22 protein-coding genes and 1 tRNA gene are annotated in these 23845 nt (G+C 35.8%); 15 read left to right on the top strand and 8 right to left on the bottom strand.

Annotation, left to right across the window (positions count from 1 at the left end; translation table 11 throughout):
- Nucleotides 1–12: 12 nt before the first annotated feature.
- Nucleotides 13–168, bottom strand: coding sequence for a hypothetical protein (locus IWB64_RS17740; RefSeq protein ID WP_155596093.1), 156 nt, complete (start codon nucleotides 166–168; stop codon nucleotides 13–15).
- 80 nt (nucleotides 169–248) lie between these two features.
- Here IWB64_RS17740 and IWB64_RS20565 point away from each other — a divergent pair, with 80 nt between their 5' ends.
- From IWB64_RS20565 to IWB64_RS17695, 10 genes are all read left to right on the top strand, one after another.
- A complete protein-coding gene (locus IWB64_RS20565; RefSeq protein WP_262893346.1) occupies nucleotides 249–383 on the top strand; it encodes a hypothetical protein in 135 nt (44 codons plus the stop codon).
- A 146-nt stretch (nucleotides 384–529) separates the two neighbouring features.
- Nucleotides 530–1288 carry a hypothetical protein gene (locus IWB64_RS17735; protein ID WP_194535283.1) on the top strand — a complete coding sequence of 253 codons (759 nt, stop codon included), beginning with the start codon at nucleotides 530–532 and terminating at the stop codon, nucleotides 1286–1288.
- 188 nt (nucleotides 1289–1476) lie between these two features.
- Nucleotides 1477–2925 (top strand): DNA/RNA non-specific endonuclease, encoded by a 1449-nt coding sequence (locus IWB64_RS17730; protein ID WP_194535282.1) that lies wholly within the window; start codon nucleotides 1477–1479, stop codon nucleotides 2923–2925.
- A gap of 688 nt (nucleotides 2926–3613) precedes the next feature.
- Nucleotides 3614–4150, top strand: coding sequence for an RNA polymerase sigma-70 factor (locus IWB64_RS17725; protein WP_194535281.1), 537 nt, complete (start codon nucleotides 3614–3616; stop codon nucleotides 4148–4150).
- Between the two features lie 68 nt (nucleotides 4151–4218).
- Entirely contained in the window at nucleotides 4219–5187 is a 969-nt protein-coding gene (locus tag IWB64_RS17720) for a FecR family protein (RefSeq protein ID WP_194535280.1), read from the top strand.
- A gap of 139 nt (nucleotides 5188–5326) precedes the next feature.
- Nucleotides 5327–8812 (top strand): SusC/RagA family TonB-linked outer membrane protein, encoded by a 3486-nt coding sequence (locus IWB64_RS17715; RefSeq protein WP_194535279.1) that lies wholly within the window; start codon nucleotides 5327–5329, stop codon nucleotides 8810–8812.
- A 9-nt stretch (nucleotides 8813–8821) separates the two neighbouring features.
- Nucleotides 8822–10327, top strand: coding sequence for a RagB/SusD family nutrient uptake outer membrane protein (locus tag IWB64_RS17710; protein WP_194535278.1), 1506 nt, complete (start codon nucleotides 8822–8824; stop codon nucleotides 10325–10327).
- A gap of 251 nt (nucleotides 10328–10578) precedes the next feature.
- The gene (locus IWB64_RS17705; protein WP_194535277.1) at nucleotides 10579–12591 is read left to right on the top strand and encodes a S9 family peptidase; all 2013 of its coding nucleotides are present in this window, start codon (nucleotides 10579–10581) and stop codon (nucleotides 12589–12591) included.
- Between the two features lie 75 nt (nucleotides 12592–12666).
- Nucleotides 12667–14004: a sulfatase-like hydrolase/transferase gene (locus IWB64_RS17700; protein ID WP_194535276.1), complete on the top strand. Its 1338-nt coding sequence runs from the start codon at nucleotides 12667–12669 to the stop codon at nucleotides 14002–14004.
- 341 nt (nucleotides 14005–14345) lie between these two features.
- Nucleotides 14346–14540: a hypothetical protein gene (locus tag IWB64_RS17695; RefSeq protein WP_194535275.1), complete on the top strand. Its 195-nt coding sequence runs from the start codon at nucleotides 14346–14348 to the stop codon at nucleotides 14538–14540.
- A 1-nt stretch (nucleotide 14541) separates the two neighbouring features.
- Here the strand turns inward: IWB64_RS17695 and IWB64_RS17690 are convergent, their stop codons facing one another.
- A complete protein-coding gene (locus IWB64_RS17690; RefSeq protein ID WP_194535274.1) occupies nucleotides 14542–15057 on the bottom strand; it encodes an NUDIX domain-containing protein in 516 nt (171 codons plus the stop codon).
- A 222-nt stretch (nucleotides 15058–15279) separates the two neighbouring features.
- Nucleotides 15280–15353 (bottom strand) — tRNA-Met (locus IWB64_RS17685).
- A 137-nt stretch (nucleotides 15354–15490) separates the two neighbouring features.
- Between IWB64_RS17685 and IWB64_RS17680 the strand changes: the two genes are divergently transcribed.
- Nucleotides 15491–15874 (top strand): START-like domain-containing protein, encoded by a 384-nt coding sequence (locus IWB64_RS17680; protein WP_194535273.1) that lies wholly within the window; start codon nucleotides 15491–15493, stop codon nucleotides 15872–15874.
- A 57-nt stretch (nucleotides 15875–15931) separates the two neighbouring features.
- Nucleotides 15932–16777, top strand: coding sequence for an aminotransferase class IV (locus IWB64_RS17675; protein ID WP_194535272.1), 846 nt, complete (start codon nucleotides 15932–15934; stop codon nucleotides 16775–16777).
- Nucleotides 16778–16797: 20 nt separating this feature from the next.
- Here the strand turns inward: IWB64_RS17675 and IWB64_RS17670 are convergent, their stop codons facing one another.
- From IWB64_RS17670 to IWB64_RS17650, 5 genes are all read right to left on the bottom strand, one after another.
- The gene (locus IWB64_RS17670) at nucleotides 16798–17358 is read right to left on the bottom strand and encodes a YqgE/AlgH family protein (RefSeq protein ID WP_194535271.1); all 561 of its coding nucleotides are present in this window, start codon (nucleotides 17356–17358) and stop codon (nucleotides 16798–16800) included.
- A gap of 111 nt (nucleotides 17359–17469) precedes the next feature.
- Nucleotides 17470–17742 carry an HU family DNA-binding protein gene (locus IWB64_RS17665; RefSeq protein ID WP_155596098.1) on the bottom strand — a complete coding sequence of 91 codons (273 nt, stop codon included), beginning with the start codon at nucleotides 17740–17742 and terminating at the stop codon, nucleotides 17470–17472.
- 174 nt (nucleotides 17743–17916) lie between these two features.
- Nucleotides 17917–18864 (bottom strand): methionyl-tRNA formyltransferase, encoded by a 948-nt coding sequence (gene fmt, locus IWB64_RS17660; RefSeq protein ID WP_194535270.1) that lies wholly within the window; start codon nucleotides 18862–18864, stop codon nucleotides 17917–17919.
- Nucleotides 18865–18901: 37 nt separating this feature from the next.
- A complete protein-coding gene (locus IWB64_RS17655) occupies nucleotides 18902–20800 on the bottom strand; it encodes a RecQ family ATP-dependent DNA helicase (RefSeq protein ID WP_194535269.1) in 1899 nt (632 codons plus the stop codon).
- Complete coding sequence (locus tag IWB64_RS17650; protein ID WP_194535268.1) at nucleotides 20800–21363, bottom strand: AAA family ATPase; 564 nt, start codon at nucleotides 21361–21363, stop codon at nucleotides 20800–20802. The genes IWB64_RS17655 and IWB64_RS17650 overlap by 1 nt, the downstream gene beginning before the upstream one ends.
- An 87-nt stretch (nucleotides 21364–21450) precedes the next feature.
- Between IWB64_RS17650 and IWB64_RS17645 the strand changes: the two genes are divergently transcribed.
- The 3 genes from IWB64_RS17645 to murA all read left to right on the top strand — a co-directional run bounded on the left by IWB64_RS17645 (nucleotide 21451) and on the right by murA (nucleotide 23807).
- Nucleotides 21451–21738: a DUF493 family protein gene (locus IWB64_RS17645; RefSeq protein ID WP_194535267.1), complete on the top strand. Its 288-nt coding sequence runs from the start codon at nucleotides 21451–21453 to the stop codon at nucleotides 21736–21738.
- An 82-nt stretch (nucleotides 21739–21820) separates the two neighbouring features.
- Entirely contained in the window at nucleotides 21821–22483 is a 663-nt protein-coding gene (locus IWB64_RS17640) for a DUF4290 domain-containing protein (RefSeq protein ID WP_194535266.1), read from the top strand.
- Between the two features lie 16 nt (nucleotides 22484–22499).
- Entirely contained in the window at nucleotides 22500–23807 is a 1308-nt protein-coding gene (gene murA / locus IWB64_RS17635; protein WP_194535265.1) for a UDP-N-acetylglucosamine 1-carboxyvinyltransferase, read from the top strand.
- Nucleotides 23808–23845 lie beyond the last annotated feature (38 nt).

Here is a 23845-nt window from a genome sequence, read left to right as displayed (position 1 = left end):
TTAAAAGTGTATCTATCCACGTGGAGGTGTTGTTGGTGGATTTCCGTCGTCACCTTCAGTAGCTTGAGTATGATATAAATTATCTGTTTCCGAGGTGGTTTGGTCTTCGCAGGAAAATAGAAATGTATTAAAAACTATGACTGTTATGGCTAAAAATATTCGCTTCATCTTATTGAATTTTCTGGACATGCCGGTGGCCGTCCGAGTTTATACTCAGTTATTTTTGCGATGAATACATCGCGTAAAAAATGAAGGGACGTCTCCCGGTTTTGAGAAGTGGAAATCCGAATACAGTGGCTAGAAACCTACTTCTCAATCGGTCTTTTGCCGACTGTATTCTGGGACTTCCTTATGAAATGATTTTTCTAGAAACGCTATGGTAGCAATGCATAGCGGCAATCATCTCGAAGACAAAGTAAATGAGAAGCGATTTTAATCTATGGAGAAACGATGGAAAAGAAATTCCGGAAAATAAGTTCCATTAAATTTCTATAATCAGTAGTTTTAAGACACCAAACCAACCAACTTTATGTCACTAGAAATTTTAAACCTTGCTTTTAAAAAAGCGGAAAAGGAAATAGGGTCAAATAAAAAAACGCATTTGGCTCAACACCTTTCCGATGTCCTACAGGACGATTATAACTATACTATTAGTGAGCGTACCCTGCGAGACTATTATACCAAAATCCATAAAGGAGAAGTTGGCCCTCAGGATGACTTAAAACCTAAACTCATAGAGCCCTTATGTCAATATTTAGGGTTTGCGAATTATGCAGAATTTTTAAAATCTTCTGAGGAAAGAAGTATTGATGCTGTTGTTGTACCTACTCCAATTAAAAAGAAGCCAAACAAAAAGTGGTTAGTAGGGTTGTTGATTATCTTAGGTATTGGTTTAGCCATAATTTTTCTAATGCTAGATAGGAAACCTGAAATCAAAGATTCCGAAACTATTATCTCTGCTAATTGTATGACATGGGCAGATTCAACCTACGTTAAGGTTGCCTGTGATAAAGGGCCATACTCAAAATATGGTACGGAGGTGATTCCGTACGTAGAAAGTGAATTCAAAAATTTAAAAAAGATTCAGGTTTATTTGGCCTATGATTTTTTCAATGACAAAGGCGAACCATTGGTTTGGTATTTTAGAAATGAAGACAAAGTATATGAGTTTTTCTCGGCTCCAGGTTTACATCCCGTTAGCGGAAAAACATTGAAAGCGGTAACCCCATATATTGTTCAGAAGCATGTTCCCCTGCACAATGATCAATTAGATTCTTTTGTGGAGTAACAATGTATTTTCAAAATGTTCTAATGGGTATGTTTATAGTGTGTGGAGATAGTATGGTTCAACTAGAATCTAATTTTTTACTTTTTATGTTAATATCTTAGCATTCTACACATTACATTTAAAGTAGGTAAAGTATTACATTATATTTACATTTTAATCTAATGTAAACTATAAAAGTAACTAGCCCTATGAAGTATTTCGCCCCGAATTACGTTTCTCTTTTTGCTCTCGTATCTTTTTTTTTAATTGGTTGTTCCAAGGATGAATATCATCCGGATAATTCTATTTATGAGGAAATTCCAATAGAAGGAACTCCATTAGAAGGGATCACAATAAATGGAGAACTGGATGTTCCCACCTATTACTATGATAATCAAGGTCCACATAAACATAAATCTCAAAGCTTCACAGCAAAAGATGTTGGGTTTACTGAAACTTTTGAGTCTGGTTCAAAAGGAAGTTATGCCGGAGGTAGTGTAAGTTTATCCCCTTCAGGAGACTGGTATCTTGATGATGCCCTTTTAGGTTCTTTAACGAATGACCGAAAGTTTGGATCTAAGTCCGTTAGAATTAGAAATAGCGGCTCATTAACCATGAGTTTCAATATGGATAATGGAGCTAGCAGTATTCTTGTCCGCCATGCTGCCTATGGTAGTAATGGAACATCTAATTGGAGATTGATATCATCGTACGATGATGGTGTAACCTGGTATTTTGTTGGTGACACGATAACCACAAATTCAACGACATTGAATACGGTTACATTTGAAGTGAATGATACCCAAAGTGTTCGGTATGGTATTTATAAAATTTCTGGAGGGTCTAATAGGATTAATATAGATAATATTGAAATTGATGTAGATACATCAGGTGGAGGGGATAGTCCATCTATGGATAGTAATCTTACTTTCGGAAATCCCTCTGATGCAGCTTCATCTCCTGATAATTATTTCCTTTCTAAACCAGATTTTAGCCTATCATATAATAACAGTAACGGAACGGCCAACTGGGTTAGCTGGCATTTAAGCACAGCATGGACGGGTACAACTTCAAGATGTAACTGTTTCAAATCGGATACAACTCTGCCGAGTACTTTCTTTAGAGCAACTACTAGTGATTATACCAATTCAGGATTTGATAGGGGCCATTTATGCCCTTCGGCAGACCGTAATGGTAGCGAGGACTCAAATGAGAACACCTATTATATGACCAATATAGCACCACAGGCCCCGGACAATAACCGTAGGTCATGGGCCAATCTGGAAAGTTATTTGCGTTCACTTACTTTGGAAGGTAATGAAGTACATATCATTTCTGGGGTTGTTGGCACTGGTGGAACGGGAAGTAATGGGTCTGCAAATACCATATCAAATGGAGAAATAAACGTGCCGGATTCTTTCTGGAAAGTAGCGTTAATTTTGCCTAATGGGATTAATGATATTCAACGTGTGACTGCATCCACAAGGGTAATAGCAGTACTTGTTCCTAATGACCAAGATATAAATACGGATTGGACACAATTTAAAACTACGGTAGATAATATAGAGAACTTAACGGGGTATGATCTTCTGGAGAATATATCCGATACTATAGAATCTGTTTTAGAGTCTACTGTGGCCACTGAACCGTCAGTGTAGCTAGGGCTCTTTCAATTAAGAAGACTTAATTTTAGTATAGATTATATTAGGGTGTATTATGGGTTAACCAATAATACACCCTAAGTTTTTGGGTTTGATTTACACAAATTAATGAAATATTAGGTATTATTCCTGTGGAACTAAAAATAGGGTGCTGGCAGGGTGCAACTATATAACCCTATCAACACCTATTCAAGCTCTCTTAAAATTTTCGAGCCGAGTTCTTGTCTAAAGTTTAATGTCATTTGATTTATAATTTTACGTGCAGAAGTAGAATCGCATTATTAGAACTAAACTCTTTTTTGTAGCTCAATAAAAATATTAGATGTGCCTCGGGTTTAATACTTTTTCTAAGGCAGTAATTATGCTTATTTGAATTTGATTTATTTTATAGAATGGAAGGATAATCTCTGGTTGTTGTAATTTTATTTTTTAATGTTTAAATGAAATTTTAGTAAGAAAATCCTGTATTTACTGTTGCTAACAAAGATTCAACGGCTTATTAAATTGCGATATTAAGTAATAAGAAAATGTTATATGTATAATATAGATATGCGGAAAAAGGGTTTTCTGTTATTCTTAGGGATATACTATATCCAATATTATTTTTTGGTTAAGTTTAGAATATAAACCACTGTTGATGCCCCGAGATTATAAAACTATTAAGAGTGAATTATCTACCCACAGTTTGAATATTAATAGCGATGCGGAGTTCGAATTTATATTCAACCTTTATCATTCTAAACTATTACATATTGCAAATAACTATGTCATTAAAAAAGAAGAAGCGGAAGAAATAGTTCAAGAAGCTTTTATAAAATTATGGCAAAAAAGAAGAGACTTAAATCTGCAACCTAATAAAATTAACGATTACCTTTTTATAATGGTTAAAAATGGATGTCTCGACCATTTAAGAAAAAAAAAGAGACAGCTAAGTTTACACGGTCCTACTCAACAAATAGAGGATAGAATAAACTATAATGCCCTTTCTGATGATGTGGCAACAAGTATAATAGCAAAAGAATTGACTGAGCAGATTGTACAAGCCATAGATTTACTACCACCGAGGTGTAAAAATGTTTTTGTAAAAAGTAGGGTGGAAGGTTTAAACCATAAAGAAATATCAGAAAAACTTCAAATATCTACAAAGACCATAGAAAGCCATATGGGCAAGGCTTTAAAGCATATGCGTTTTCATTTACAAGAGTATTTACATTTATTTTAAAAAAAAAGCAATAATCGACTAAGGGGTAACTTCATTTATTTCGTCTTTATTATAAAGACACTATTTAGATGCAAGACGATTCGCTGCAAAAATACTTAAACAATGAACTTTCTCCTGCAGATAGAGAAATTGTTTATAATTGGATAAAAGAGAGTGATGAACACGAGAAAAAGTTTAATGTTCTAAAGGCTGAATACGTAGCCAAATCTCTAAACCAAAATTCAACTACTGATTCCAAAACAGCTTATAAACTTTTTAAAAAGAAAAGGAATCGAAGACGTTTGTCTAATTACGCTTCTTACGCTGCAATTGGCCTAATTTTTCTTTCGACGGGTTTTTTCTTTTTAAAGGATAGTTTAAGCTATGAGCAAAAAGAGAATCAATCTTTAAATGATAAAGTTCAAATTGCTGAATCATCCAATGTAAATAAGGAAAGTGTAGTTCTGCCCGATGGGAGTACTGTGGTTTTAAACATTGATAGCCGTATTGAGTATCCTGCGAGTTTTACGGGAGAAACTAGGAGAATTTTGCTATATGGAGAAGCAATATTCGATATTGTCCATGACTCCTTACATCCCTTTATAGTCCAAACAGAACATTATGATGTAAAAGTATTGGGAACTACGTTTAATGTGAAGTCATACCCAAATGATACACAAACGGAAACAACCCTCATAACTGGAAAGGTGGAACTTTTGAGGGATAAACAAAACCCTATAGTTCTCTCTCCTTCTGAAAAAGCTGTTTTTCATAAAGTAGAAAATAAAGTAAAAGTTAGAAAAGTAATTTCTGAGGATGTAGTTGCATGGCAGAAAGGAACGCTTGTTTTCAATAATACACCATTACAGCAAGTTGCTCTTGATTTAGAACGAAAACACAACAAAAAAATAACAATTAACTCTGTAAAATTATTAAAATATGAATATACCGGAACGTTAGATAATTTGACTTTAGAGGAGTCACTTGAATTACTGAAAATTTCATCCCCAATTGATTTCAAAATATCAGAAAATGAAATAGTACTTAAAATGAAATAGTAAATAAAAAAGAGGATGTTGTCGCATCCCCTTTATTTATATCAATCAATCTAATTATTGATCAATATCAAACCAATTCAAAATTATGAAAAAAAGCGAACTTAAAAGGTTTTCGCTTAGAAAACAATTTCTAAGAATTATGAAAATCTACATCGTAATTGCATTTATTAGTCTCACAAAGCTATTTGCTACTAATGTTAATGCACAGACAATTACTTTAAAAGAAAAGAATACAGAACTCAAGAGCATTCTTGATAAAATAGAAGCTACTAGCGGTTATCATTTCTTTTATAATAGTAGTATCGTAGACGTATCGGAAAGGACAACTATAGTCGTTAATGAGAAAGGTATAGAGCTTGTCTTAACGGAACTCCTATCCAATACTACAATAAGTTTTAAAATCTTCAAAAATCAGATTGTTCTGTTCCCTAAAAATGACCCTTCCGGTCAGGAATTTTTGAGATACTTAGAGGAACAGGAAAAACAGCGTAATAATTCGTTGCAGTCTCCAAGTACGGATCTTAGTTCTTTAGTGAGGAAAAATTTTCAAAACACCATAACGGGAACAGTGAAAGATGAACATGACGAACCTTTAGCAGGTGTGTCAATTGTTATACAAGGAACCACAACGGGTGTGCAAACTGATTTTGATGGCAATTATCAAATTATAGCAAACAAAGATGATGTGCTATTATTTTCATATCTCGGTATGGAGTCGCAAACTGTAACAGTTACTACAGAGAGTTATATAAATGTTGTTCTTAAAGAGAATTCAACTGAGTTAAACGAAGTGGTAGTTGTTGCATACGGAACTTCAAGGAAAGAGGCAATAACTGGGTCAATGTCTTCTATTGCCGCAGAAAATATTGAGAAAAGGAGCATTACGAATATATCAACTGTTATTGAGGGTTCTTCCCCAGGAGTTATTGTTGCAGCGCCTTCAGGGCAGCCGGGCTCAGGGCAAAGTATTCGCGTAAGAGGATTTGGGTCTTACGGTTCTTCAAATGATGTTTTATATGTGGTAGATGGTATCCCCATTAATGGAGACATAAGCAATTTGAATCCTTCTGATATTGAGAGTGTGAATATCTTAAAAGATGCAGGGTCAACAGCTTTGTATGGTAATAAGGCTGCTAATGGAGTTGTTCTGGTTACTACAAAAAGTGGGAAAAGCAAAGATGGAGAACTTAAAGTTAGCGTGTCTACATCAACAATTAATAGAGGATCCAAAGAATATGATAGATTAGGGCCGGCAGATTTCTATGAAGCATATTGGGACGCAAGACGAAATGCGATAGCCGTACCTGGTATAGCTAGTAATGCGGAATTAACTGCGGCCAATTTAGCATCATCCGCTGGTATTTATGATGATTTGCTCAAAAATCCTTTTAACGTGCCAAATGACCAAATAGTTGGCACCGATGGGAAAATTAATCCTAACGCAAGTTTATTATACCCTGATGATTTAGACTGGGTAGACGCTCTTACCCGAACAGGAATAAGACGTACTGCGGACATGAGTTTCAATAGTAAATCAGAAAAAGGAGATTTATATGGCTCTTTAGGATATCTTGATGAAGAGGGGTATTTAATTAATTCAGATTTTAATAGAATTACAGGGAGAGTAAAGGGAAGTTATAAAGCAACGTCTTGGTTAGATGTGGGTATAAATTTATCAGGGTCACTTTCAAAAGCAAATCAGGCCCAAACCTCAGTTTCAGGGAGCACAATTAATCCATTCAGGTTTACCCGGAATATGGGGTCAATTTACCCTATTTATCAACATAATCCCGTTACAGGCGATTTTATCTTGGATGAAAATGGAGAAAGAACCTTGGATCTAATAAGAGGGCCGGGAGCTAGTAGTGCTAGGCATATATTATATGAAATAGAGAACGACACCCATTTGGAAGAGAGAAATAGACTTGATGGTAAAACGTTTGCTAAAATACAGTTAGCAAAAGGGTTGACTTTTACAAACAACATGTCTTATGAGGTTGAAGATTTTTATGCAAGTGACTATTTTAATGCAGAAATAGGGGATGCCGCCCCTAGTGGAGAGGCTGCAAGAACTTATATACGTACTTCTACTGCAGCTTTCAATCAATTACTGACTTATAATTTTGATTTAAATTCAATTCATTCGTTTGATGTTTTGGCGGGTCATGAGACTCAAGATTTTACTAGGACATATTTGTATACTAATATGTCTACACAAATATTTCAGGGTAATCAGGAACTAGCAAATTTTGTATCTCCAAATGGAACAACATCTTACATTGATAAAGTAAAAGAAGATAGTTATTTTGGAAGGCTTGGTTATAACTACGATTACAAATACTTTTTAAGCGGATCTATCCGTACGGATGGAAATTCCAAATTCGCCGATGGGAATAAGTGGGGTGTATTTTATTCTATAGGTGGTTCATGGAGTATTCATCGAGAAGATTTCTTGGCAAATGCGAGCTGGATTAATAATTTAAAAATTAGAGCTTCACAAGGAGAACTGGGGAACGCTAATTTAGGGGACGGTGTTTACTATCCCTATCTTCCACTCCTTGGTCTAGGCTACAATAATCAATCTGAAGCTGGTGTGCTTACAACTTCATTGGGTTCACCAGATTTGAAATGGGAAAAGTCAGTACATACAGATGTTGCTATAGAATTCAGCTTTTTCAATCGATTGAGGGGATCTGTCGAATATTATAAAAAGCTCTCTAAAGATTTAATTTTTGCAGTACCACTGCCCTTATCCGCAGGAGGAATAGTATATGATGATAGTCAATTACAAAATGTTGGCGAGTTATATAATAAGGGGATTGAATTGTCTTTAACCTATGATATTATACAAAAGGAAGACATCGGATGGTCTACTACGATTAATGCCTCAACAATTCAAAATAAAATTACAAAGTTACCAGAAGGCCAAGAAGCCATTTTGACAGATGACAATAAAAGACTGGAAGTAGGTAGGGGTTTATTTGATTACTATTTACGTGATTGGTATGGTGTAGACCCTTCAGATGGCTCAGGATTATTTGTAGCCAATGACCCAACAGCTAGTGATGTTAGAATTATAGATGGTGTATCTGTTACGCCATTTGCTAACAATGCAAAAGAAGTGTACGCAGGTTCTGTGCTTCCTGATGTCTATGGATCAATCAATTCTAACCTAAGATATAAAAATTTTAATCTGGGCTTCTTATTTACCTATCAAATAGGAGGGGATAACCTGGATATTAATTATGGAAATCTAATGGCTACTGATACCTATGGATCAGCTTTACATGCTGATGTGATAAATAGATGGCAACAACCGGGTGATATAACAGATGTTCCAAGAGCGGACACTACTATGGACACTCAATGGCAACAGACATCCGACAGGTTCTTAACTGATGCGTCTTACTTAAGCTTAAGACAAATTAATGCGTCTTATAACCTTCCAGATGCCTTGATTCAAAAAATGGGGGTTTCTAGTATCAGGTTCTTTGCCAATGCAGAGAATGTATTTAATCTTAATGCAAGAAAAGGTTTGAACCAGCAACAAGATTACAGCGGGAACACTTCTAATTTATATGTACCAGCTAAGTCATTTTCTATTGGATTAAACATAACGTTATAAAAAAATAAGATGAAAAATATAATTATAAAACTGACCCTGGCACTTGTTTGCTGTGTATTGATTACTTCTTGTAATAAGGAGTTTTTGGAAACCGAACCCACTAATCAAGTTTCGGCAGATCTTGCGGTAGAAACCACGGCTAATGGGATGATTCTTTTGAACGGTTTACATAGGTCTATGTATCATAAGTTCTACACACGCATAATTTTTAATGGAATTGGAAGTCAACTAATAATAAATGATTTAGCTGGAGATGATTTTGTTGACACCGGAAGCAATAATACATGGACAACCGTATACCAGTGGACTGCCTCTACAAGTGATACTGATTTATTTTCCGATTTTGCATGGAAATTTTATTATCACTTAGTTGCCAATGCTAATATTCTTATTAATGGAATAGATGGAGCAACAGGTACTCAGGATGAAAGAGATTATATTAAAGGTCAAGCCCTTGTTTATAGAGCATTTGCACATTACCAATTAGTTCAGTTGTTTGCAGAAAGATATAACTCGGAAGCTGATAATAAACAACTAGGTGTCCCCTATAAGCTAAATACGGATGAGTTGTTGGTACCTAGAGAAACTGTGGAGAATGTTTATAGTTTATTAAATACAGACTTAGATCTTGCCATCAAATTACTTGAGGTAGAAGGAAGATTGAACAAATCCCATATTAATCAATCGGTCGCCCTAGGAATTAAAGCTAGAGTTGCGCTTACACAAGGAAATTGGGATGTGGCAATTACCAATGCTACGATGGCTCATGAAGGTTTTGCATTAATGAATCAATCAACTTATGCCGAAGGTTTTACAAGTGATTCTGAGAGTAACCCAGAATTCATGTGGGCTTCTCAAATAATAGCAGGAGATCAAGCAATTCCTTTTTCCGATTATGGTGCTTGGGTTTCAAGAAATTTCAATGGAAATGCTGTTAGAGGGAATCCAAGAGCTATCACAAAAGTTTTATACGATAAAATTGCGGATAGCGACGTAAGAAAAACACTTTGGGACCCTACAGGTTTACATCCTGATGTTGAATTGACCGATAACCACTCACGACATCCTTACACTAATCAGAAATTTCTTGTTGCTGATATTGCAGATAGTAGAATTGATATTCCTTTAATGAGAGCTGCGGAAATGTATTTGATAATAGCAGAAGCGAATGCACGTAAAGGAGGAGCGGATGGATTAGCTGCACAAGCATTGTTTGATTTAGCTTCAACCCGAGATTTAGAATATTCTTTATCAATAAATACCGGACAGGCATTAATTGATGAGATTATGGTTCAAAGAAGAGTAGAACTTTGGGGGGAAGGATTTCGGTTTTATGATTTAAAACGTTTAAATCAAGATTTGGTAAGAGAAGTTGGTCTTGCAGATACAGGTACGCATCAAGCATCGTTTATTGGAAATGTATCTTTTGTTCCTGCGGGTGACAAGAGATGGGTGTTTTTGATTCCGAAATCCGAAATTGATGCTAATCCTTTAGTTGAGCAAAATCCATTATAATATTATAAGATATTATTGGAGCCAGAAAATATCTCTTCAAGAGATCCATACATGAGACTTTGGCTTAAGGAAGAGCTATCATAATTATTAACCCTGCAATTAATATAACTATAAGATATTATGAGCAGGGTTGTATAATTATTTTGTCTGGTGTAAACACTGTTTAAAGGAGGAGTTGAGAAAATTTTTAAGCCCCAAATTTGAATTGAAATATTTTCTATTCAATTCAACAGCAAATTAAAATCAACAAGATGATAAAATATTACCTACTAGGGATGGTCTTTCTAAATACATTGACTATTTACTCTCAGGAAGCGAAAAGGAACATGTCCATAAAAGACTTTTTAAGTATTCCTAGTGTCTCCAATATCCAAATTTCGCCGGACGGTAAATCCATACTATACATTCTAACCGAAAGTAATTGGAAAGCCAACAAACAAATAAACCACGTTTGGCAAGTAGATAGTAATGGTAAGCAAACAAAGCAATTAACCTTTGGTCTAGGAAATGACAGTGAGCCCCTGTGGTCTCCAAATGGAAAATGGATTATTTTTTTATCTAAAAGAAATGCTGATAAGGGGAGTCAAATTTATTTAATGAGATCAGATGGGGGGGAGAGTAGGCAGCTTACTAAACATAGCACTTCTGTTGCAAACCTGAGTTGGTCAACGGATAGCAAAAAAATATTCTTTATTGCTAATGATTCTATGACAGACATTGAACAGCACTCAAAAATAGATAAGAATGATGTTTTTCCTTTTGAAGAAAACTATAAACAAAAACACTTATGGCAAGTAGATTTAGAAGCTAATAAGAAAAAAATTACTTCCGGGGATTATTCAATTTTGCATTATAGTTTTTCAAATGACGGCAAAAAACTTGTTGTGCATAAATCACCTAATCCTCTTCCCGATTACTCGTTGCTCAGTGAAATTTGGATGATGAATGAAGATGGAAGTAATGCAATTCAACTGACGGATAATAAAATCTCAGAAATAGCAAATAACAGACTTTTTAAAACGGGAGCTAGAATCTCTCCTAACAATAAAACCATTCTTTTTGTAGCTCCTGTAAACGATAAACTTGAAGAATACTACAATAATAAATTATTTCAATTGAACTGTTCTGCAAATTCAAATATTGATTTGCTAATAAAAGATTTTCCTTACGAAGTATCTGCAGCTGAATGGTCCTCAGACGGACGACGAATATTTCTTGTTGCTAATATGGGGTCACAATCTCAGCTATGGGAATATCAAACATCAACTAAGAAGTTAATTCAACTTACCGAAGGTGAACATTCAATAGGGCAATGGACTTATAATCCGCGTAACGATGAGCATTTTTTAACCATTAAAACAATGGAAAACCCAGGTGATATTTATTCCTTTAAAAAGGGCAAGTTTAATCAGATTACTCATCATCATGATTCCTTAAGCGTGAAATTCAATTTACCAAAACAGGAGGTAATCAAATGGACGGGGTCTGATGGAGTTTCTGTAGAAGGATTAATATATTATCCACATAATTATAATAGTGATACAAAATACCCACTAGTTGTCCAAACACATGGTGGTCCAAGAGCTTCTGAAAAATATGGAATGTCATTACGATATACTACTTATGTACCGGTTCTTACCGGCTTGGGTTATGTAGTGTTACAACCAAACTATAGAGGTAGTACTGGTTATGGCGATGAATTCTTACGAGGTATGGTAGGTGGGTATTTTAATGAATCTCACCTAGATGTAATGGCAGGAGTTAATTTGCTTATTGACAAAGGTATTGCGGACGCAGATAAAATGATAAAAATGGGTTGGAGTGCCGGCGGACACATGACCAATAAATTGATTACTTATACGAACCGGTTTAAGGCGGCATCTTCAGGAGCAGGTGCTGTCAATTGGATAAGTATGTATTCTCAAAGTAATGTTAGAAATAATCGAAACGAGTGGTTTGGTGGTTCTCCATGGCAAAAAAATGCACCTATTGAGGCTTATTGGAACAGTTCTCCATTAAAGGATATAAGTAATGTTGAAACACCAACACTTGTTATAGTTGGTGAAAATGATCCTGTTGTTCCTATGCCTCAGTCTGTAGAGTTATTTAGAGCATTGAAAAGTAATAATGTACCTACGCATCTATATATTGCTCCTAGAGAGGCTCATAGATGGATGGAATTAAAGCATCGTTTGTATAAGATAAATGTGGAATTGGAATGGTTTGCTAAATACGCACTTGGTAAATCGTATGAATGGGAATAAGAAAGAAAGCATTTCATCAGCCAAACATTTAAACTTCAAAAAAATAAATCACTTGTTCAAGAAACATAACTGATTATGAGAAAAATAATAGTATTGTTGTTAATTAGTACATCCTTTTTATCATGCTCCGATAAAAAAAAGGAAATTGAAAAGACCCCGAATTTTATAATTATAATGGCGGACGATTTAGGGTATGGAGATATTTCTTGTTATGGTAGCCCTCATACAAAAACTCCCCATATAGATCAATTAGCTAATGAGGGGACGAGGTTTCTTGATTTTCACTCTAACGCTCCTGTTTGCAGTCCAACAAGAGCTGCTTTTATGACAGGAAAGTATCAACAGCGGACAGGAATAGAAGGAGTTGTTACCTCCAAAAAACATAGAGATGTAGGCCTAGGTCTAAAAGAGATTACCATTGCAGAAGAATTAAAAAAATATAATTATAATAACGGAATTTATGGAAAATGGCATTTAGGGTATTCAAAAAAATATAACCCTATGAATCAAGGGTTTGATGATTATGCAGGGTTTGTTAGCGGAGGGATAGATTATCACGGCCATATTGACCAAGAAGGATACTTAGACTGGTGGAAAGGAACAAAAATGGACAATGAAGATGGGTATGTTACAGATTTAATAACACAATACGGGTTAAAGTTTTTAAAAGAAAATAATCCTAAGAAAACAAATAAACCCTTTTTCTTATATCTACCACACGAATCTCCTCACAGACCCTATCAAAGGCGCATAGACAGAGTATTGAGAGAAGTTGGTAAGGCTGGTACTCTAGCGGTTCAAGATAGTATCCAAAGCATTTATAGAGAGATGGTAGAGGTTATGGATGAGGGAGTGGGTGAAATAATCAAGGCCTTAAAAGAAATTGGAGAGTATGATAATACAGTCGTAATTTTTTTGTCTGACAATGGAGCTAATGAATATGGTAGCAATGGTGTATTAAGGGGATTTAAAAATGAAGTTTATGAAGGTGGTAGTAGAGTTCCTGCAATTATTAGTTATCCAGGTCATATAAAAGCGGGTATTGTTAATGATCAAACGGTTCTTACAATGGATTTACTTCCCACCGTACTTGATTTAATTCAAAAAGAACCAACTGCGGATTACATAGATGGTATTAGTATCAAAAACAACCTTATAAATGAATCTGACCTGCCTGAAAGGGATGTTTTTTTTGCATATGGAAACTTAAGTTTTGTGAGAAGTGGTAAGTGGAAAATGATTCGGATAAAAGAAGACAATGGTTTTAATTATGAACTTTATGATTTGATAAATGACCTTTCTGAAAAAAATAATATGGCTTTAGAAAATTCAACTTTACTTAATACGATGAAGAATAAACTTTTACTTTGGGAGAAAGAGGTCAGAAAAGGAGCCGAATTAATTACTCAATAAATTAGTTTTATTCTTTTCAACTTGCTTAATAAAGGCATCATCAATTAAAAAATTAAGGGCTTCACTATCTGAAAATAGTATAGCTTTTTTCTTTTGAACTCATGCCCTTTTTTTGGTGCAACTTTTTTTTTAATACCTAGAGTTGAATCGTAATCATCATTTTTAAAATTGAACTGCTCGTTCAAGGTTTAGAAGTCAAAGGGCAGGAATCAAAGTCTTTTTGGAACGGAATTAAAATAAAACCTGCCATCGTAATTCGTACCAAAAATAAGAAGTACATTATAGAAACTAAATGGAAAAATATTGGTGGTAATAAACCATTCACACATGATTTGGGGTAAATGTATGTTTACAATAAATACTGGGATTCATTTAATGCGCTTCTACTATTTCCGGCACTGAAAACAGAAGAACCTGATTTTATAGCTTTTGAAGGAGATGAGAATTATCAATGTGCTATAGGAAGACTAAATATTCTTAAAGCAGAAAAGCTAAACGATAAGTTGGGTGAAGAAATAATTAAGTGGTTTTTATAGATTACATTTTTTCAGCCAAAAGCTCCAACAAAAAAGTTTCCCGTTCAATAGACATTCCTTTTTTAGTACTCGTAGCCATGGTTTTCTTATTATGCTTTATAGCCTCGTGTATATCTACCCAAATGGCTTTCATACCATTTTTTGTTTCGTAAAGCTCCATTTTTGTCTCACCTAACTCTTTGCTGATATCACAGGTGTAGCAATACGAAATCATATGCTGTATGTCAAAATCAGGTTTGTGCCAAGGTCTGTACTCCTCATACATCCCAAAGGGTTCTATGTTGCAAATGTTTTTAGCTCCGGTTTCTTCAATCAGCTCTCGTGTCATTCCCTCAATGATATTTTCGCCGGAATCCAAGCCGCCACCGGGTAGACTATAATCCTCATAGCGCTCCGTATAAAGCAGTAGAATGGAATTACCTTGTATAGCAATACTCCTTGTGGCCAACCTGGTGAAAATAGATTTATTCTCTAAAGTTTCAACATCTGGGTGAAAGTGGGTTTTTAATTTTTGCATATATAAGGGCTACTGATTAGGTTCACCATTGTAAAAAGTGGCTCATTGGTTGGTATTCCTACGTGTAGTGCACGGTAGGTATTCATAAAAGAAAACAGTTTATTCTAAAATTATATAGAAACCGATAGGTTTTGGACTTTTAAATAGTGTTCCTAAAATAGAAGGCATAAAAAAGCGGTTTGTGAGTACACAAACCGCTGTTTTTGTTGGTTTTAAACCTTGTAGCGAGAGGGGGGCACGATCCCCCGACCTCCGGGTTATGAATCCGACGCTCTAACCAACTGAGCTACCTCGCCGCATAATTATTTTGATAACGGCTGCAAATGTAAAGTTTATTTCTTGTTCCTCGGCAATACTTTGATAAAATTATTCTATCTCTTTTATTTTTTTATCATAAGGAAATCTATATATTGCCCATCGTAAACACTAAAGAATGGACGATAAAATAAAATTTGAACTAGAATTTGTAATACAAGCTTCTCCACAATTGCTTTACCAATACTTATCGACCCCATCAGGTCTTTCAGAGTGGTTTGCTGATAATGTGAATTTGAAAGGTGAAGTGTTCAGTTTTATATGGGACGGTTCTGAGGAAGAAGCCAAATTGTTAAAACGTAAAAGTGACGAGTTTGTGAAATTCGCATGGGTGGAGAATGATGACGATTCATTTTTTGAATTAAAAATAATCGTAGATGAAATTACCAAAGATGTTTCACTTTTTATAACGGACTTTGCAGAAGAAGACGAAGTAGACGAAGCCAAAATGCTTTGGACGAATCAGGTAACAGATCTTAAGCAGGTTTTAGGTTCTAAGTAACCGTATTCTTCTAATATCACCTTATATTTGGTCCCGATAATTATCGGGACTTTTTTTATGGTTAATTACAACGGAAATCTTTTAGAGGAAAATACACAATTTTTAGACCACCAAAACAGGGGCTTGCGCTATGGCGATGCCCTTTTCGAAACCATGAGAATGGTAAACGGAAAACTGTTCTTTTGGGAAGACCACTACCTTAGGTTAATGGCCTCTATGCGCGTATTGCGAATGGAGATACCTATGGATTTCACTATGGAATTCTTGGAGTCAAAAATTAGTGAAACCGTTGAAGCAAACAATCTGACCAATTCTCAGGCTCGCATTAGATTTACGGTGTTCAGGGAAAAGGGAGGTCTATATTTACCTACTACCAACGAAATTAGCTACTGTATAGAAGCCTTACCACTAGAAGCGCCTTTTTATGTGCTTGCTGAAGATGCCTATGAGGTTGAGCTTTTTAAGGATTTCTACGTCAATGCAGATATGCTATCTACATTAAAGACAAACAATAAAGTCATAAATGTTGTCGGTAGTATTTTTGCAAAAGAAAACGATTATCAAAATTGCCTTCTTTTAAACAGTTCAAAACAAGTTATAGAAGCTTTAAACGGTAATATTTTTCTAGTTAAGAACGGTGTGATAAAAACGCCGCCTTTAAAAGATGGTTGCCTAAATGGAATTATCCGTAAGAAGTTAATAGATATTTTGGGTAAAATTGAAGGATATGAGTTTGAAGAGGCCTCTATATCTCCTTTTGAACTACAAAAGGCCGATGAGCTGTTTATTACAAATAGCATTGCAGGTATACAGCCCGTTACTAAGTACAGGAAAAAGGAATTTGGAAATACCGTAGCAAAAGAGCTTATAGGTAAGTTAAACGCCACCGCAAGGCTTTCTTAAAGGTGAAAATAGGGGAGTACCTAGTTTAAACTAGGATTTTCAGGAGAATTAGACCAAAGAAGGTAATCTCCACCTAATTCTACCATCTTTTCTTTCCAAAATGCCTCGGAAGATTTGTGGATCAATCCGCTATCATAATCGTTCTCTACAACCACCCATGATTTGGATAATAGTTCTTGGTCCAATTGTAGTGAAGACCAACCGGAATAACCAAGGAAAAAACGAATGTCTTCCTCAGAGATAATTTTCTTGTTTATAAGATCTATGGTGTTCTCAAAATCTCCGCCCCAAAAGATACCATCGGAAATCTCAATGCTGTTGGTTATCAAATCTGGAACTTTGTGTATAAAGTACAAATTGTCCTGTTCTACAGGGCCGCCGTTATAAACTTGGAAAGGAATTTCAATTTCGTTTATGAGTTCGCCAATGGTGTACTCTAAGGGCTTGTTTAATATGAAGCCAACTGAGCCCTCTTTATTATGTTCTGCTAAGAGAACTACGGAGCGATTAAAGGATACGTCTCCGGTCAAGGTTGGTTCTGCAATAAGGAGCTTGCCCTTTTCTGGTTTTAGGTCTACCATAATTATATGAACTAATGATAACTAAAATAAGACATTTCTTATAAAAAGCAAGTATGAATAAAAAAAAAGCGCCTACAAAGTAGACGCTTTTTAATATTAAGGCTAGTAAGACTAGTTTACTGAATTTGCTAATTCAGATCCTGCTTTGAACTTTACAACGTTCTTAGCTGCAATCTGGATAGTTTTACCTGTAGAAGGGTTTCTTCCTTCTCTTGCATTTCTTTTAGATACTGACCAAGATCCAAAACCAACTAAAGAAACTCTGTTACCTCCTTTAAGAGATCCTTCAACATTTCCTAAGAAAGATTCCAATGCTTTTTTTGCTGCGGCTTTTGTGATGCCGGCGTCTGCTGCCATTGCATCGATCAATTCTGTTTTGTTCATAATTTAATTAATTAATTGTTGTTAAACGTATTTTAATGTTAAACAAATTTATAGGGATTTCCTTCCAACGCAAGTAAAATAGGGGGAAATCGCTGTTTTTGTTAATAACTATGGGTGTTTGTTGATAAAGTAGGGGGTTTTTTACGCTTCTCGCAGCCCAATGATACCAAGGCTTTACAACATTTGGGCATTTTTTTGCAAGTTTAGACCATTTAGAACATCCTGAATTTTCATTTTTCGCTTACCTGGCAGCTGTATTTCCAGTAGGTTTAAGTACCCACCAACTACCGCAACTTTGAGTTCTTTTTTGGTGAATTCTATTTCTCCTACATTTAATTGGTGATGGATAATTTCTTTCTCGGTATCATATATTTTTACAAAAACCTTCTCTTCTCCATTTATTAATGTAGTCCATGCACCAGGATAAGGACTTAATCCTCTTATATGGTTAAAGACATTATCAATAGATTTATTCCAATCTATTTCACAAGTATCCTTGTGTATTTTAAATGCTTCTTTTAACTCTTTTGAAGTGGGTTGTGCTATAGTGGTTACAGATCCTTTGGCAATTGCTTCCACCGTTTTTAGTACAAGATCGGCACCCATGACCATTAATTTGTCATGTAGTTCTCCTGCAGACATGTTTTCTTCTATGTTCGTGCGGTCTTGTAGTATGATTTCTCCGGTATCTATTTTGTCATCTATAAAGAAGGTAGTAACGCCTGTTTCTTTTTCTCCGTTGATAATAGCCCAGTTTATAGGTGCTGCACCTCTGTAATCTGGTAAAAGGGAAGCATGAAGGTTAAATGTGCCGTATTCGGGCATGGCCCATACCGCCTTTGGTAACATGCGGAAAGCAACCACAATTTGAAGGTTTGCATTCAAGTCCTTTAATTCGGCTAAAAAATCTTCGTTTTTAAGATTCGTAGGCTGTAGTACTTTTAGACCGTTTTCTAGTGCGTATTTTTTTACGTGAGATTGTTGTAGGCTTCTGCCTCTTCCGGCGGGTCTGTCCGGTGCCGTAATGACGCCTACTACATTATAATTATTATCCACTAATTTCGCTAGAATGGTAGTTGCAAACTCTGGCGTTCCCATAAAGACGATGCGTAAATCTTTCATTGTGTTCCTTTATTTTTTAACCTATACTATATAAGGTCTATTTTATTCGATACTCATTTTTTGTGTCAATCTCAATAACATCATCTTCTAACATCAGCTGCAAAGCTCTTAAAACAAGCTTTTCTTTATAGGTCATTACAGCTATTAGCGCTCTTGATGTATGTGGTGAATCTTGTAATATGGAGGTGATTTCCTTTGAAACCTCAATGAATGTAGGTTGCTGGGGTGTTCTCTTTTTTATACAAACATCGCATATGCCACAGTCTACCGTATTATTTTCTCCAAAGTATTCCAAAATCTGTCTGCTTCTACATTTGGTATCATTCTTAATGTAGTCTATCATTTGAAAAACCTTTTCCGTCTTAACTTGGTTTTGTTCCTGTACTTTTTTGGCGAAGACATTTATAGTTAGGTCGTCTTCACGGGGAACAAGAAAGGTAATTTCTAAATCGCTTTGGTGTGCTTCATAGGTTATGATGCCATCTTTTTTTAGTTGTTCCAAAACCTTGAAAACATGTTTTTCAGATGTGTTGGTTTTCTTAGAAATAATACCCGTATTGATTTTTGTCTCAAAATCAAAAATTCCACCATAGGTTCTTAAAATGGTTTGGATAATACTAGCCGCTTCTTTATGTAAATCCAAATAGTCAAAAATGGCATCCTTTTCAGAAATGAATTGAACAATAGTTCTTTTTGAAAACGATTCCGATAACGAAACCACCGAGTTGCGGTCTAGAATTTTGAGACCGTTATAGGCTAGAAATGAATTTAAGCTATAGGTCCTTACAAACTCATTAAAGTTGAACTGAAAGGTTTCATTACTACCCTCGCCGTATCCTATTCTAAAGTAATTGTTGAGTTTGTTATATATCTTTTTTAGAAAGGCAGTATCCGGTAGAACGCTCAAAAACTGATTCTTCAGTTGTTCTTCATCGTTGGGATTGGTAATTAAAACGGCTTCTGCCGGTTGACCATCACGACCTGCTCTCCCAGCTTCTTGATAATAGTTTTCAAGACAATCCGGTATTTGATAATGCACCACTAAAGAAACATCTGGCTTGTCCACGCCCATACCAAAGGCATTAGTAGCTACCATAATTTGTGTTTTATTCGTGAGCCATTGGTCCAGTTTTTTCTCTTTCTCTTTTTTTGGTATTCCTCCGTGAAAAAAAGTAGCGCTACATCCTTTGGAGTTTAAAAACTGAGCTAGTTCTACAGTGCCTCTCCGAGTGCCCACATATACAATTCCGCTTTTCTTTATTTGTGAACAAAGCTGTGCCAGCCTGTAATGCTTGTCTTCTTCCCATAAAATCTTGAAAGCAATATTTTTTCTGGCAAAAGAATCCGTAACAATTACGGGAGCTGTTAAATGCAAGCTCTCCACAATATCATGGGCAACTCTATCCGTTGCTGTTGCGGTCAATGCCACTACTGGGGTCTGGGGTAGGAGTTTACGTAGTTCTGCGCATTCTAGATAAGCAGGCCTAAAATCGTGTCCCCATTGAGAAATACAATGTGCTTCATCTATGGCAACAAGGTTCACGTTCATCTGGCGTATTTTCTCCTGAACCAATTCTTGTTGTAAACGTTCTGGGGATAGGTATACAAATTTGTACCCTCCATATAAACAGTTGTCTAATAGATCCAAAAGTTCATTAAAAGGGATACCGCCAGTAAGCGCTATGGCTTTAATGCCTTTTTTTTTGAGACCTTCTACCTGATCTTGTATAAGGGCAATTAGAGGAGAGACTACAATACAAAGTCCTTCTTGTGCCATAGCTGGCACTTGAAAGCAAACAGATTTACCACCACCTGTTGGTAGTAAGGCCAACACGTCTCGCTTATCTAAAATGGCATCAATGATTTCTTTTTGGGAACCTTTAAAACTATCAAAGCCCCAATATTGCCGTAAAATGGATATCGGGTCTTCGTGCATTATTTTAAATTTAGCAGTTCTAGAATAAAGCTTGTGCGTTCTTCAATACTTCCTTTTGGCACTATAGTTATAGGATAGCCTACTTTTTCATAGGTAGCTTTAAGGTGCTCATAAACCTGCTGGGCTTCTTCAAAAGATTCAAACCTTTCGTTGTCTACTACATGGATTTCTTTCCATGGTGGCATCAGTAGAATTTGATGGTAGCGATAGGTGTGACATGGCTTCTCAAACTCCTCGCTATAGGTCTGTCCAAAACAGTTCATGTATGCATGTACATCAGGTATTCCTCGGTCAAAAAAAACAATTTTACCAGAGGTGTTTTCTGCGTCCACATATTGTTGTATCCTGCCATCTAAAAGGCTCTGATTAAATTTCTTAGGGTCTTTTACGGAAAGAATAGGGTTAACGGCAAATTCATTGGCGTTATCCTCATTTTTTTCTAATGAAGTCATACTTCGTATAAGTTCGTGTACAACCGGAAAACCATTTTTTTCAAGGTTTTCTATAACTGATGTTTTGCCTGTACTTGGGCCACCTGTAATAACTACTTTTTTAAGATCCAATAGATAATTGTTGTTCGTGCAAAAGTAATCATTCCGCAATGATTTTAAAATTGAACGTTTACCGTTATCTTTGTAAAAAACGGATATATGGAAAATCAATCTCCAGAAGATTTCTACAAACACTTACGTAAGCAGTTAGAAGAAACATCTACTTGGCCCTCTAATTATCTTTATAAATTTATAGTGAAGACCGAGCCTGAAAAAATAAAAAGCATTCATGAAATATTTGATAACACGGGTGCTGTTATACAATTAAAGAAATCTAAAAACGCAAAGTATACTAGTGTTTCCATTACGGTAGACATGAAAAACCCCGATGCTGTAATAGAGAAATACGAAGAAGTAGGCAAGGTTGAAGGGGTTATATCCCTATAAATAGTATTTCACCTATAATTTTCTTAATTTGCAGACGTTATAAGAACACTTCCTTATTTATTTTTAAGCAAAAATTTTCAATTTGAATTTAGTAGAAAACCTAGAATATAACACGGAGAGGTCAAAATTGATCATTCCAGAGTACGGGCGTCATTTTCAGAAAATGGTAGATCATGCCATTTCCATAGAGGACGATGAAGAGAGAAATAAAGTGGCCCAATCTATTATTAGTGTTATGGGTAATATTCAGCCACACTTAAGAGATGTGCCTGATTTTCAGCATAAACTTTGGGATCAGTTGTTTATTATGTCCGATTTTAAATTGGATGTGGAATCGCCTTTTCCTATTACGAGTAAAGAGGTTTTAAGAAAACGTCCGGATTCGTTAGAATACCCTCAGAATTTTCCAAAATACCGTTTCTACGGAAACAACATTAAAAGAATGATTGATGTTGCCGTAAAATGGGAAAAGGGAGATATGCGAGATGGGTTGGAATATGCCATTGCCAACCACATGAAAAAATGTTACCTGAACTGGAACAAAGACACTGTAGATGATTCCGCTATTTTCAAACACCTGCTAGAACTTAGTGACGGTCAGATAGACATGACCGGAGAAAGTCTTACGGATAGTGGTCAGTTCTTGAAAAATAGGGTAGCAAAAACTCCTAGAAACAACAATTCAGGAAAGAAAAATAACCAACGTAGCAATAACAATAACAATCGCGGTAAAAAGCGATATTAATACTCCTCAATCTTACATGGGTACCTTTATAATTGAAGGCGGTCACCAGCTCTCTGGTGAGATTACGCCACAAGGCGCTAAAAATGAAGCCTTACAGATTCTCTGTGCCGTACTACTTACTAGCGAAACGGTTACCATTAATAATATTCCGAACATCGTAGATGTCAATAAGCTAATTGCCTTGCTTGAAGATTTGGGTGTAAAAATCCAGAAAAAAGCAAAAGGCTCGTATAGCTTTAAGGCAGACGATATCAACTTAGATTACCTACAGTCAGACCAATTCAAAAAAGATGGTCGTGGTCTTAGAGGGTCTATAATGTTGGTAGGTCCTTTATTGGCGCGTTTTGGTAAAGGATATATCCCTAAACCGGGCGGTGATAAAATAGGACGTAGACGTTTGGATACCCACTTTGAAGGGTTCATAAAATTAGGAGCCAAGTTTAGATACAACAAAGAAGAATATTTCTACGGTGTTGAGGCTAAAAAACTAAAGGGTACATATATGTTACTGGACGAAGCTTCAGTAACGGGTACGGCCAATATTCTTATGGCGGCTGTTTTGGCCGAAGGTAAGACTACGATTTACAATGCTGCTTGTGAGCCTTATTTGCAACAGTTGTGTAAAATGTTGAACCGTATGGGAGCTAAAATTTCTGGTGTAGGTTCTAACCTATTGGAAATAGAAGGTGTTGAGTCCTTAGGTGGAACAGATCATAGAATGCTTCCGGATATGATTGAAATCGGTAGCTGGATCGGTCTTGCTGCTATGACCAAAAGTGAACTTACTATTAAAAATGTGAGTTGGGATGATTTGGGTCAAATACCAACGGTATTTAGAAAGCTTGGTATTACAGTAGAGCGAAAAGGGGACGATGTTTTTATACCAAAACACACTAATGGTTATGAAATACAGAACTTTATAGACGGTTCTATTCTTACCATTGCCGATGCTCCTTGGCCAGGTCTAACACCAGATTTACTAAGTATTATTCTTGTTGTAGCTACACAGGCTAAAGGAGAGGTGCTAATTCATCAGAAGATGTTTGAAAGCCGTTTGTTCTTTGTGGATAAACTTATAGATATGGGTGCAAAGATCATTCTTTGTGATCCACACCGTGCCACAGTAATTGGTCATGATTTTAAATCTACTTTAAAGGCTACCACTATGGTATCGCCGGATATTAGGGCAGGAGTTTCTTTGTTAATAGCAGCGTTATCGGCAAAAGGTACTTCTACTATTCATAATATTGAGCAGATAGATCGTGGGTATGAAGATATTGAAACGCGTTTACGAGCAATTGGAGCAAAAATCACACGTGTCTAAAAGCTATTTGTTAGTTTTATATAAAGAAAAAGAGGCCA

This window comes from Zobellia nedashkovskayae (assembly GCF_015330125.1).
GTDB lineage: Bacteria > Bacteroidota > Bacteroidia > Flavobacteriales > Flavobacteriaceae > Zobellia > Zobellia nedashkovskayae.
Note: the sequence above shows the minus strand (reverse complement) of the source record. Positions and strands in the feature narration are given on the sequence as shown.

Coding starts and splice junctions, on each gene's coding strand:
- IWB64_RS17710 (WP_194535278.1), top strand. CDS start 8,822: ATGAAAAATATAATTATAAAACTGACCCTGGCACTTGTTTGCTGTGTA.
- IWB64_RS17665 (WP_155596098.1), bottom strand. CDS start 17,742: ATGAACAAAACAGAATTGATCGATGCAATGGCAGCAGACGCCGGCATC.
- IWB64_RS17655 (WP_194535269.1), bottom strand. CDS start 20,800: ATGCACGAAGACCCGATATCCATTTTACGGCAATATTGGGGCTTTGAT.
- IWB64_RS17690 (WP_194535274.1), bottom strand. CDS start 15,057: ATGCAAAAATTAAAAACCCACTTTCACCCAGATGTTGAAACTTTAGAG.
- IWB64_RS17720 (WP_194535280.1), top strand. CDS start 4,219: ATGCAAGACGATTCGCTGCAAAAATACTTAAACAATGAACTTTCTCCT.
- IWB64_RS17645 (WP_194535267.1), top strand. CDS start 21,451: ATGGAAAATCAATCTCCAGAAGATTTCTACAAACACTTACGTAAGCAG.
- fmt (WP_194535270.1), bottom strand. CDS start 18,864: ATGAAAGATTTACGCATCGTCTTTATGGGAACGCCAGAGTTTGCAACT.
- IWB64_RS17680 (WP_194535273.1), top strand. CDS start 15,491: ATGGACGATAAAATAAAATTTGAACTAGAATTTGTAATACAAGCTTCT.
- IWB64_RS17705 (WP_194535277.1), top strand. CDS start 10,579: ATGATAAAATATTACCTACTAGGGATGGTCTTTCTAAATACATTGACT.
- IWB64_RS17740 (WP_155596093.1), bottom strand. CDS start 168: ATGAAGCGAATATTTTTAGCCATAACAGTCATAGTTTTTAATACATTT.
- IWB64_RS20565 (WP_262893346.1), top strand. CDS start 249: ATGAAGGGACGTCTCCCGGTTTTGAGAAGTGGAAATCCGAATACAGTG.
- IWB64_RS17675 (WP_194535272.1), top strand. CDS start 15,932: ATGGTTAATTACAACGGAAATCTTTTAGAGGAAAATACACAATTTTTA.
- IWB64_RS17670 (WP_194535271.1), bottom strand. CDS start 17,358: ATGGTAGACCTAAAACCAGAAAAGGGCAAGCTCCTTATTGCAGAACCA.
- IWB64_RS17735 (WP_194535283.1), top strand. CDS start 530: ATGTCACTAGAAATTTTAAACCTTGCTTTTAAAAAAGCGGAAAAGGAA.
- murA (WP_194535265.1), top strand. CDS start 22,500: ATGGGTACCTTTATAATTGAAGGCGGTCACCAGCTCTCTGGTGAGATT.
- IWB64_RS17695 (WP_194535275.1), top strand. CDS start 14,346: ATGTATGTTTACAATAAATACTGGGATTCATTTAATGCGCTTCTACTA.
- IWB64_RS17730 (WP_194535282.1), top strand. CDS start 1,477: ATGAAGTATTTCGCCCCGAATTACGTTTCTCTTTTTGCTCTCGTATCT.
- IWB64_RS17700 (WP_194535276.1), top strand. CDS start 12,667: ATGAGAAAAATAATAGTATTGTTGTTAATTAGTACATCCTTTTTATCA.
- IWB64_RS17715 (WP_194535279.1), top strand. CDS start 5,327: ATGAAAATCTACATCGTAATTGCATTTATTAGTCTCACAAAGCTATTT.